General features: G+C 62.9%; 10 protein-coding genes. All 10 read left to right on the top strand.

The window, feature by feature from the left end:
- Window positions 1-4 precede the first annotated feature (4 nt).
- The 10 genes from trpB (at window position 5) to pyrR (ending at window position 11,412) form a co-directional block, all read left to right on the top strand.
- A complete protein-coding gene (gene trpB, locus VGK27_11280) occupies window positions 5-1,180 on the top strand; it encodes a tryptophan synthase subunit beta (protein HEY3490686.1) in 1,176 nt (391 codons plus the stop codon).
- Window positions 1,177-1,974: a tryptophan synthase subunit alpha gene (trpA, locus tag VGK27_11285; GenBank protein ID HEY3490687.1), complete on the top strand. Its 798-nt coding sequence runs from the start codon at window positions 1,177-1,179 to the stop codon at window positions 1,972-1,974. Before trpB ends, trpA begins: the two co-directional genes overlap by 4 nt.
- A 5-nt stretch (window positions 1,975-1,979) precedes the next feature.
- Window positions 1,980-2,846, top strand: a complete 867-nt coding sequence (gene accD, locus VGK27_11290) for an acetyl-CoA carboxylase, carboxyltransferase subunit beta (protein HEY3490688.1) — start codon at window positions 1,980-1,982, stop codon at window positions 2,844-2,846.
- Window positions 2,846-4,144 carry a folylpolyglutamate synthase/dihydrofolate synthase family protein gene (locus VGK27_11295; protein ID HEY3490689.1) on the top strand — a complete coding sequence of 433 codons (1,299 nt, stop codon included), beginning with the start codon at window positions 2,846-2,848 and terminating at the stop codon, window positions 4,142-4,144. The genes accD and VGK27_11295 overlap by 1 nt, the downstream gene beginning before the upstream one ends.
- A complete protein-coding gene (gene lptD, locus VGK27_11300) occupies window positions 4,144-6,333 on the top strand; it encodes an LPS assembly protein LptD (GenBank protein ID HEY3490690.1) in 2,190 nt (729 codons plus the stop codon). Before VGK27_11295 ends, lptD begins: the two co-directional genes overlap by 1 nt.
- Complete coding sequence (rfbD, locus tag VGK27_11305) at window positions 6,330-7,190, top strand: dTDP-4-dehydrorhamnose reductase (protein HEY3490691.1); 861 nt, start codon at window positions 6,330-6,332, stop codon at window positions 7,188-7,190. The genes lptD and rfbD overlap by 4 nt, the downstream gene beginning before the upstream one ends.
- Window positions 7,191-7,216: 26 nt before the next feature.
- Window positions 7,217-8,155, top strand: coding sequence for an NAD-dependent epimerase/dehydratase family protein (locus VGK27_11310; protein HEY3490692.1), 939 nt, complete (start codon window positions 7,217-7,219; stop codon window positions 8,153-8,155).
- 2 nt (window positions 8,156-8,157) lie between these two features.
- Window positions 8,158-9,957, top strand: a complete 1,800-nt coding sequence (lepA, locus tag VGK27_11315; protein ID HEY3490693.1) for a translation elongation factor 4 — start codon at window positions 8,158-8,160, stop codon at window positions 9,955-9,957.
- A 7-nt stretch (window positions 9,958-9,964) separates the two neighbouring features.
- A complete protein-coding gene (lepB, locus tag VGK27_11320; GenBank protein HEY3490694.1) occupies window positions 9,965-10,654 on the top strand; it encodes a signal peptidase I in 690 nt (229 codons plus the stop codon).
- Window positions 10,655-10,863: 209 nt separating this feature from the next.
- Window positions 10,864-11,412, top strand: coding sequence for a bifunctional pyr operon transcriptional regulator/uracil phosphoribosyltransferase PyrR (gene pyrR, locus VGK27_11325; GenBank protein ID HEY3490695.1), 549 nt, complete (start codon window positions 10,864-10,866; stop codon window positions 11,410-11,412).
- Window positions 11,413-11,414 lie beyond the last annotated feature (2 nt).

Raw genomic sequence — 11,414 nt, forward strand, 5'->3', positions numbered from 1 at the left:
CTCCATGGGCCACTTCGGGCCCTTCGGGGGCCGTTACGTCGCCGAGACGCTGATGACCGCGTTGGTCGAACTCGAAGCCGGTTACCGGAAGGCCATGCGCGACAAGGGGTTCAAGGCCGAACTGGCGCAACTCTCGCGCGATTACGCCGGGCGTCCCACGCCGCTCTATTTCGCCGGCCGCCTTTCCGAGAAGGGGAAGGGCGCCCGGATATTCCTCAAGCGGGAAGATCTCGCCCACACCGGCTCCCACAAGATCAACAACACGCTCGGGCAAGGCCTGCTCGCCGTACGGATGGGCAAGAAGCGCATCATTGCCGAGACTGGGGCTGGGCAGCACGGGGTCGCCACCGCCACGATCTGCGCCAAGCTCGGGCTGTCGTGCGTGGTCTACATGGGCGAGGAGGATGTCCGCCGCCAGGCGCTCAACGTCTTCCGGATGAAGCTCCTCGGGGCCGAGGTGGTTCCTGTATCCTCCGGAAGCCGGACGCTCAAGGATGCGATGAACGAGGCGCTGCGCGACTGGGTGACCAACGTCCGCAACACCTATTACATGATCGGGACCACGGCAGGGCCTCACCCCTACCCGGTGATGGTCCGGGAGTTCCAGTCGGTCATCGGCAAGGAGGCGATCGTCCAGTTCCGCAAGGCGTGCGGCGGACTCCCGTCCGCGATCGTGGCCTGCATCGGCGGCGGCAGCAATGCGATGGGCATCTTCCATGCCTTCGTTCCCTACGAAAAAGTCCGGCTCATCGGGGTCGAGGCGGGCGGGTTCGGACTGTCGACCGGTCGTCACGGCGCATCGCTTTGCAAAGGAAAGGTGGGCGTGCTCCACGGGACAAAGTCTTACCTCCTGCAGGACGAAGACGGACAGATAGCAGAGGCCCATTCCATCTCGGCCGGGCTCGATTACCCCGGGGTCGGACCGGAGCATGCCTTCCTGAAGAGCACGGGGCGCGCGGAATATCATGCGATCACCGACGCACAGGCGCTCGAAGGATTCGACCTGCTCACCCGGTACGAAGGGATCATCCCTGCGCTCGAATCCTCCCACGCGGTGGCCTACGGCTACGCGCTGGCCCGGAAGATGCGCAAGGACGAGACGGTCATCATCAACGTCTCGGGCCGCGGCGACAAGGACACCTCCACCATTCTCGAAGACCGGAAGGGGGTGGTCCGTTGAGCAGCCGGATTTCCGAAACGTTTGCTAGGCTCAAGGCGGGCGGGGAGAAGGGCCTTGTCGTCTACCTGACCGCGGGCGACCCGACGCCGGCGGCTTCCCTCGAATACCTGAAGGCCGCAGCGGACGCCGGCGCCGACATCCTCGAGGTGGGCGTCCCCTTCTCCGATCCGACCGCGGACGGGCCGACCATCCAGGCCGCCTCCCAGCGCGCTCTCGAGGGGGGAATGACCGTGCACAGGGTGCTGGATCTCGTCGCCGGCTTCCGGAAGACCCACAAGACGCCCATCGTGCTGTTCGGTTATTACAACCCGCTGTTCAGGTACGGTATCCCGGCCCTCTGCCGGGATGCACGGAAGGTCGGCGTCGACGGGATTCTGGTGGTCGACCTCCCGGTCGAGGAGTGGGGCGAGATGGCCCCGCAGGTCAGGGAAGCCGGGCTCGACTGGATCCCATTGGCGGCCCCGACGAGCGGAGCGGAGCGGATCCGCCGCATCGCGGAGGCCGGAAGCGGGTTCCTCTACCTCATCAGCGTCACCGGAATCACGGGAACGCGCACCGCGCTTCCGCCCGAAGTCGCCTCCTGGACCCGCCAGGTGCGCAGGACAATCCGTCTTCCGTTGGCGGTGGGTTTCGGGATATCCTCTCCCCAGATGGCGAAGGGCGCCGTCGCGCACGCCGACGCAGCCATCGTCGGCAGCGCGTGCGTGAAAATCGTCGAACGACACGGCGCCAAAGCCGAAGGGCCTCGGGAACTCCACCGCTTCGTCGCATCGATCAAGAAGGCATTGAGGTAACCGCCATGGGATTCCTGTTCGGGAAGAAGAAAGTTCAGAACGAAGAGACCACCGAAAAGCAGCGTCCCGGAATCCGGTTTCCCGAGGGAATCTGGATCAAGTGCCAGGCCTGCCTTGAAATCATCTATAAGCCAGAAGTCGAGCGCAACCTGAACGTCTGTCCCAAGTGCAATTACCATTTCCGCGTTCCCGTGATGGAGCGGATCAAGTCGGTGGCGGACCCCGGCACGTTTTCCGAGTTCGGGGACGATTTCGAGTCGGTCGACATGCTCGGGTTTTCAGACAGCAAGAAATACTCCGACCGGCTGAAAGACGCTCGCAAAAAGACCGGTCGCAAGGACGCCGCGGTTATCGGCACGGCTACCGTGGGCAGCGTCCCCGTGGTGCTGGCGGTCATGGATTTTGAATTCCTGGGCGGATCGATGGGGTCGGTGGTCGGCGAGAAGATCGCGGTGGCGGCCGAGAAGGCGCTCGAGCTCGCATGCCCCCTGATCATCTTCAGCGCATCCGGCGGCGCGCGCATGCAGGAAGGCACCCTGTCTCTCATGCAGATGGCCAAGTCCAGCGCCGCCTTGGCGCGTCTGGGTGACGCAGGACATCCCTTCATCAGCGTATTGACCGATCCCACGACCGGTGGCGTGGCCGCCAGCTTTTCCATGCTGGGCGACATCATTATCGCGGAGCCAGGCGCCCTGATCGGCTTCGCCGGGCCCCGGGTGATCGAGCAGACCATCAAGCAGAAGCTCCCCGAAGGATTCCAGCGGGCCGAGTTCCTGCTCGAGCACGGCATGGTCGACATGATCGTCGAACGGACGCGGCTCAACGGCGTCCTTGCCCAAATTCTCAAGACTCTGACGGCGCACGCCGGATAATGACCCGGCACCGGAGACCTCCGGCGCCCGTCGAACGGATTGTCCCGGGACTCGAACGGATTCGCGCCGCGCTGGCCGAGGCGGGAAATCCCGAACGGACGTTCCAGGCCATTCACGTGGCGGGTACCAACGGCAAGGGCTCCACATCCGTCGTGGCCGCTTCCATCCTCGGGCAGCTGCCCGGAGCCAGAGTCGGCCTCTATACATCGCCGCACCTTTTATCTCCTACGGAGCGTATCCGGATCGACGGCCACCCGATTCCCGGCCGTGAGCTTGATCGCCTGATTCGACGTGCGGGCGCGCTATCCGTCGAAACGGGTCCGGGGACAGGGGAGCCGCTTTCCTGGTTCGAACAGATGACCTACGCCGCATTCTGCTGGTTCGGAAAGAAAAAGGTCCCCCTGGCCGTCCTCGAGACGGGGCTGGGCGGCCGGTGGGATGCGACAACGGCGTGCCGGCCCGTCGTCACGGTCGTCACGACGATCGGGATCGACCACGTGGCCTGGCTGGGGCATACGATCAAGGCGATCGCCGCCGAAAAAGCGGGCATCTTCAAGCCGGGAGTCCCGGTCGTTCTGGGGCGGATCGGAAGAGCGGCCCGCGCGGTCCTTTCGGCCAGGGCGCAAGATACCGGCTCTCCCGTTTGGGAGCTTGGTCGCGATTTCGGCCACGAGCCCGCCGGGCATCGAAAGATTCGCATCCGTCTTCCCGGCCTGTCGATTCCTCCAATATGGCTCAAGCTCGCCGGCGCGTTCCAGTACGACAACGCCGCCGTCGGATGTGCGGCCGCATGGTGGTACGCCGTGATCGCCGGAATCTCCCCGGACCGGTTTTCGACAGCCGCAGTCAAGGGGCTATCCGAGGTCTCATGGCCAGGCCGCCTATCGCCGTTGCCCGGAAAAGGCAACCGCGGGACATGGGTCGACGGCGCGCACAACCCCGATGGCGCACGGATGCTCGCCAACGAAATCGTTTCGGGCGAGGCATTTGCCGGAAAGCGGCCGGTCGTCGCCCTTTGGAGCATGCTGTCCGACAAGGATATCGCCGGGTTCATCCGGCAGATGTCTCCTGCAGTCGACCACTGGGTCGCCTACCCGCTTCAGCATGACCGCGCTGCGCCACTGACGACGCTCACGGGCGCATGCAGGAGGGTGAGGGCTTCCTTCGAATCGGCTGTCGATTTCGGCGAGGCATGGCAACTCGCCCGGGCGCGGGCAGGGTCGGAAGGCGTCGTGATCGTATGCGGCTCGCTGGTCGCCGTCGCCGATGCTTATAGCGAAAGGGTCGGACACCTCTGATGCGTTCCGGATTCATCCTGCGAATCCTCGTTGCCTTCCTTTCCGCCTGGATTGCGATCGGCAGCCCTCTCGCGTTTGCTGCGGGGGGCGACGGAGCCGCGTCATCCGGGCTCTCCGGCTTGAAAGGGATGCTTCTTCCGGGCGCCTCTGGCACGAAGCTGCCGGTGCTGCTCGATGCCGACACGATGACGTTCGACGAGGATACGGGCGTCGCGATGGCCGAAGGGCACGTCGTCGTGACGATGGGAGACCGGACGATCCGGGCCGACCGGATCCGATACGACTCGCGGACCCAGGAGGCCGAGCTCCAGGGAAACGTCAATTTCAAGAGCGAAGGCGACGAATTCTCTTTCCAGCGAATCGTGATCGGCATCGATACCGAGCAGGGCATCCTGTACAACGGATCGATCCACCTTGCGACCAACAACTATCGCGTTTCGAGCGAACGCATCGAAAAGACGGGGCCGCGCACTTATTTCGTCCGGAAGGGATCGCTGACGACGTGCGATTGCGACCCGACGCCCGACTGGCGGTTCGAGATCGGGCGCTCGAGCGTGACCATCGACGGGTATGCGGTCGGGAAGGACGTCACATTCAAGATCCGGGACCTCCCCGTGCTCTGGCTTCCCTGGGCCGCGTTCCCGGTCAAGCTGACGCGCCAGACCGGATTCCTGATGCCCGGCTACGTCCACAGCCGGAAGATCGGCAACGGGATAACGATCCCCTGGTACCAGGTCATCAACCGGTGGAGTGACGCGACGCTCACGATCGACGCCATGGACCGCCGCGGGGTGAAGACCGACGGGGAATATCGCTTCGTCCTGAACAAGGCCTCGGAAGGCAAAATCAGGGGGGCGTTCCTCCACGACCGGGAAACGGGCAAGGACCTCACCCGGGCGTACGGCGAAAACATCTTCCGGGAAGGAAAATGGACCGCGAACGGGAAGTGGGACATCGCCTCTGATGCCGTCTACTATCGCGATTTCGTCGAGGAAGATCTGTTACGGACCGCGCGCCACGTTCCTTCGCGGGGGTTCGTGGGGCGGGACGGGGAATCCTCGAATATATCCTTGTCGTCGAGTTGGGGGAAGGATATCCAGGAAGTCCAGGGGATCGACAATACCGTCCAGCGGATCCCCGAGCTGTCGGCCACCCTTCTTCCCGAGCGATGGGGGGGGGCGCTCGCCCTCGACGGGTGGGGAAAAGGGGAGACCGCCTGGCTGTACCGGGCCGGGGGGGAGCGCGAGGGGCGCTTTCACGGATATGGCGAGATCTCGCGGACCTTCACGCTGCTCCCGTCCGTCTACCTGACCCCCTTCGCAGGGGTGGATACGCTCGAATCGCTTCGATCCGGAGGCGATCCGGGCCCCTCGGGAGGAAGCGGCGGTCGCGTGCTGCCCACGGCGGGCGCCCAGTTGTCCGTCACGGGCTGGCGTTATTTCGATCGCCCGTCCGGCGCCGCTTTCGTCCACTCGGTGAACCCTTCCGTGAGATACCGGTGGGTGCCGGCCATATCGCAGTCGGACATCCCGCTGACCGACCAGTGGTCGCGGATCGATGCTCGAAACCAGGCCACTTTTTCGATCTCTCAGGGTTTGCACCGTCTCGGGGAAGACGGGTCCCCGGCGGAAATTGCCACGCTCGACCTCGAATGGGCATACGATTTCGACTCGATGAAGAGTTCACAATCCCCTTATGTCGATCCCCTGGCTCCCTTCGTCCGGACGCTTCGCGACCAGATCGACCTTAATTCCGGTCGTTCGCGGGATACCAGCAACGCTTCCGATATCCTCGCGCGGCTTCGCATCACGCCCGACGTGCGCTGGAAGGCCACCGGGGAAGTCCTCTTCGATCCGAAAGACCGCCGCCTGACGTCCATGTCGCTGGGCGGCGAATGGCGGGTGGATGCGGCCAACCGGGCTTCTCTCAATTACCGGATCTCACGCGATCTGTCCGAGGATGTGCAGGGAGAATACGCTTGGCGGATGAGCCGCCTGCTGGGCCTTTCCGGGATGGCGAACTATTCCATCAGGAACAAGGAGATGACCGAGGGGGCAGCGACCATCAACGTGTACCCCCGCAGCGACTGCTGGAACATCGGACTCAGCGTCCATCGGACAACGCGTCCCGCCGATACCAGCATCCGCTTCGGCTTTGCGCTCAAGGGAATCGGAGGGATCGGAAAATGAAGACTCGCATCCTCGTGACGGGCGCTCACGGGCTTCTCGGTTCGGAGATCGTTCCCGTGTTCGCGAACGAATTCGACGTGGTCCCGATCGATCTCGCGCATTGCGACATCACAGTCGCGCCGGAGGTCGAAAAGGTCTTCCGGGATGTCCGGCCGGCCATTGCGATCCATTGCGCGGCCTACACGGCCGTCGATCGGGCAGAGCACGAACGCGAGAAGGCGTTCCTCGTCAACGAGCACGGCACCCGCAACGTGGCCGATGCGTGCGCACGCGCCGATTGCCTGCTCGTCACTTACAGCACGGATTACGTGTTCGACGGCCTCGCGGGGCGCGCTTATCGCGAGGACGATGCCACCCGGCCCCTGTCGGCCTACGGCGAGAGCAAGCTGGCGGCCGAGAAGGCCTGTGTCGAGTCGGGGGCGAATTTTCTCGCGATCCGCACGCAGTGGCTTTATGGCGCCCACGGGAAGAACTTCATCTTTGCCATCCTTGACCGTGCCGGGAAAGGGGAGCCGCTGCGGGTCGTGAACGACCAGACCGGCTGCCCGACCTGGGCGCGAGACCTGGCCGGGGCGACGCGCCACCTGATCGATGCCGGCGCCAGAGGCATCGTCCATTTCTCCAATGCGGGGCAGACCACCTGGTTCGATTTCGCGCGGCTGATCGTCGGGGAGGGGATTCCCGGACCGGTCGAGATCAGTTCCGTGACGACCGCGAGCCTCTCGCTGGCCGCCTCACGCCCGACATTCTCACCGCTCGACAAGGGCCACTATCACGCCCTGACCGGAAGAACGCCCCGTCCGTGGGACGTGGCAGCGCGCGAATTCATCCGCGGTTGTCGATCCAACAAATCTTGAGTTCGACCCACCCGAAGGAGGTCGTCATGCGGATTCTGGTCACCGGCGGCGCCGGATTCATCGGCTCGCACGTCGCGGATGCTTATCTTGCCGAAGGGCACGACGTCATGGTGCTCGACAACCTTTCGACAGGGAAGCAGGAGAACGTGCCCGCCGGGGCGAAATTCGTCCTCGGCGACATCTGTTCGGATGTCGCCGAGGAGGCGATCCGGACATTCCGCCCCGAGATCCTCAACCACCACGCCGCACAGATGGACGTCCGTCGTTCCGTCGCCGATCCCATATTCGATGCCCAGGTGAACCTTCTGGGATTGCTCCGCCTCCTCGAGGCGTCGCGCCGATCCGGGGTGCGGAAGGTCGTCTTCGCTTCCTCGGGAGGGGCGGGGTACGGGGAGCAGGATTATTTCCCGGCGGACGAGAAGCATCCGATCCGCCCGGTCAGCCCCTACGGCGTCGCCAAGATGGCGACCGAAATGTATTTGCATTATTACCGGGTGCAATACGGGCTCGATTACACGGCGCTCCGGTACGCAAATGTCTACGGCCCCCGGCAGAATTCCCACGGGGAGGCGGGCGTCGTCGCGATCTTTGCGTTGCGGCTTCTCCAGGGGCAGCTCGCCGTCATCAACGGCGATGGCACGCAGACGCGCGATTTCGTCTACGTGAGAGACATCGTCCGCGCAAACCTGATCGCGCTCGAGAAAGGCAGCGGGCTCGGGATCAACATCGGGACGGGGATCGAAACCGACATCAACGGGATCTTCCGGCAGCTTCGGGAACTGACCGGAAGCCGCCAGAAGGAGATCCACGGCGACGGCGCGGCTGGTGAGCAGCGGCGCTCGGTTCTCGAAAACAGGTTGGCGTTCGATGAGCTCGGATGGTATCCTGAAAAATCACTCGAAGAAGGGCTTGCAGAGACAGTGGCCTTCTTCCGCGACAAAAATCAAAACCCCGATCAGTGGTAGGCATGCGCATAGAGAACATCCGCAATTTTTCCATCATCGCCCATATCGACCACGGGAAATCCACGCTCGCCGACAGGCTGCTCGAGATCACGGGTACGCTGACCGATCGCGAAAAGGTCGACCAGTTCCTCGACAAAATGGACATCGAGCGCGAGCGGGGCATCACGATCAAGGCGCAGACCGTCCGCATGTCCTACAAGGCGAAGGACGGGAAGAGCTACATCCTCAACCTGATCGATACTCCCGGACACGTCGACTTCTCCTACGAAGTATCCCGCAGCCTTTCCGCGTGCGAAGGGGCGGTGCTCGTCGTCGACGCATCCCAGGGGGTCGAAGCGCAGACGCTGGCCAACGTCTACATGGCTCTCGATCTCAACCTCGAGATCATCCCGGTCCTCAACAAGATCGATCTGCCAAATGCCGAACCCGACCGCGTCAAGAAAGAGGTCGAGGATGTGATCGGCCTCGACACCAGCGAGATGATTGCGGCCAGCGCCAAGAAGGGCACGGGCGTTCCCGAGATTCTCGAGGAAATCGTCAAGAAGATCCCTCCGCCGATCGGTGATCCCGCGGCTCCCACGAAAGCGCTGATCATCGACTCGTGGTTCGATAACTACGCCGGCGTCGTCATCCTCGTCCGGATGATCGACGGCTCGCTGACGCCGGGTCAAAAAATCCTCTCGATGCAGACCGGCAACATCAACGAGGTCCAGAAAGTGGGCGTCTTCTGCCCGCATCCGGCCGAAGTCGCCTCGCTGGGCCCCGGCGAGGTCGGCTTCCTGATCGCCAACATCAAGGAACTTCGCGAGACGAAGGTCGGCGACACCATCACCGATGCCCGGCGTCCCGCGACTGTTGCCATGCACGGATTCAAGGAAGTCCGCCCGATGGTGTTCGCGGGCGTTTACCCCATCTCCTCCGAGAATTATCCGCAGCTCCGCACCGCGATCGAAAAGCTTCAGCTCAACGACGCATCGCTTACTGCCGAGCCCGAGACCTCGGTCGCGCTGGGCTTCGGCTTCCGCTGCGGTTTTCTCGGTCTGCTCCACATGGAGATCGTGCAGGAACGGCTCGAGCGCGAATATGGCGTCGAACTCATCACGACGGCGCCGACCGTCGGGTATCACGCAATCCTGCGGGACGGCTCGGTCCAGGAAGTCGACAGCCCGGCCCGGCTCCCCGACCCGATCGCCCTCGATCACATCGAAGAGCCGTTCATCCTCGCCACCATCCACATGCCCTCCGAATATCTCGGGAGCGTGCTCAAGCTTTGCGAAGATCGGCGCGGCATCCAGCGGCAGCTCAAGTTCGCTTCCCCGACGCGCGTCATCCTCGAGTACGAGCTGCCGCTCAACGAAGTCGTCCTCGATTTCTACGACCGCCTCAAGACCGCTTCGCGCGGCTATGCCTCGATGGACTACGAGCTGATCGATTTTCGCCGGTCCGATCTCGTCAGGCTCGACCTGCTCCTCAATAACGAGCAGGTCGACGCATTGTCGCTGATCGTCCATCGCGACGCGGCCTACGTCAAGGGGCGCGACGTCGCCGAGCGACTGCGCGCACTTATCCCGCGGCAGATGTTCGAGGTCATCATCCAGGCGACCATCGGTTCCAAGGTTATCGCCCGCGAGACCGTCAAGGCCATCCGGAAAAATGTCCTCGCCAAGTGCTACGGCGGCGACATCACGCGAAAGCGCAAGCTGCTCGAGAAGCAGAAAGAGGGGAAGAAGCGGATGAAGCAGGTCGGGTCCGTCGAAATACCGCAGGAAGCCTTCCTCTCCATCCTAAAGGTCAAGGACTGATAAGCCGATGAAAACGAGCTCCCCCGATAGCATCTTCCCCGGAACGATCCGCACGGGCTCCCCAAAAGGCAAGGTCCGCGAATACGTCGAAGCCTTTGCCGTCGCGCTCGTCATCGCGCTGATCGTCCGGACGCTCCTGTTGCAGGCGTTCCGGATCCCTTCGAGCTCGATGGAGAACACGCTCCTCATCGGCGACCACATCTTCGTCAACAAATTCCTCTACGGCTATCACATCCCCTTTACCAAGGGGCGCGTGATGGAGTTCAGCCATCCAAAGCGGGGAGACATCGTCGTGTTCGTCTTCCCCGAGGACAAGAGCAAGGACTTCATCAAGCGCGTCGTCGGGACGCCGGGCGACACGGTCGAAGTGCGAGACAAGAACGTCTACGTCAACGGGCAGGCGCAGGTCGAGCCCTACACCTGTTATGCCGACGGGAAATCGATCGACACCATCGCGCCCCAACGCGACAACATGGCTCTGATCACCGTTCCGCCGGGAAAATATTTCATGATGGGCGACAACCGCGATCGTTCTTACGACTCGCGCTTCTGGGGATTCGTCGAGGAGGACGCGCTCATCGGGAAGGCGCTTTTCATTTATTTCTCGATCGACCTGTCGGCACTGCCGCACTGGTACGAGGTGTGGAACTACCCTTCGGTCATCCGCTGGAACCGGATCGGACACCTTCTGCATTGACGATTTGAATCGCCCGGAATCACCGCTTGATTCTTCGGGGTGAAACGGGTATTCTCGACGCCAACCTTTTAAGCCGGTTCCGTGAGATCGGCAAAGGACGTGTACATGCACCCGCAACGATCAAAGATATCCCGCGACCTCTCCGACTAGACGCCGGCAGAGGTTTTTTTTTGGCCGAAAGGACCCTAATTGATATGAGAAAGAAGGACATGAAAGAGTTGCTTGACGGACAGGCGATGGACCGGGTTCTTTCGCGGTTGACGCACGAGATCCTCGAGCGCAACAAGGGGGCGGACGACCTGGTTCTGGTCGGCGTCTGTTCGGGCGGCGTCCCGCTGGCTCGCTGTCTCCGCGAGAAGATCCAGGCCATCGAGGGCGTCGACGTGCCGGTCGGCAGCGTCGACATCACGCTCTACCGGGACGATCTTTCGAAGACGATCTTCCAACCGCAGCTCAAGCGAACCGACATATCATTCTCGATCGATGGCCGAAAGGTCGTGCTGGTCGACGACGTCCTTTACACCGGGCGGACTATCCGCGCGGCAATGGATGCGCTGATCGATTTCGGCCGCCCGAGCTGCATCCAGCTTGCGGTGCTGATCGACCGGGGGCATCGGGAGCTTCCGATCCGGGCCGATTTCGTCGGGCGAAACCTGCCCACATCAAGCGAAGAGATGGTCGAAGTCGACGTCCTCGGGGAAAAGTCCGACTGGAAGGTGCTCCTCAAGCAACCGATTCCTCCCGGGAAAGGGGAATAGTC

This window comes from Candidatus Deferrimicrobiaceae bacterium (assembly GCA_036504035.1).
Classification (GTDB): domain Bacteria; phylum Desulfobacterota; class Deferrimicrobia; order Deferrimicrobiales; family Deferrimicrobiaceae; genus JANXPS01.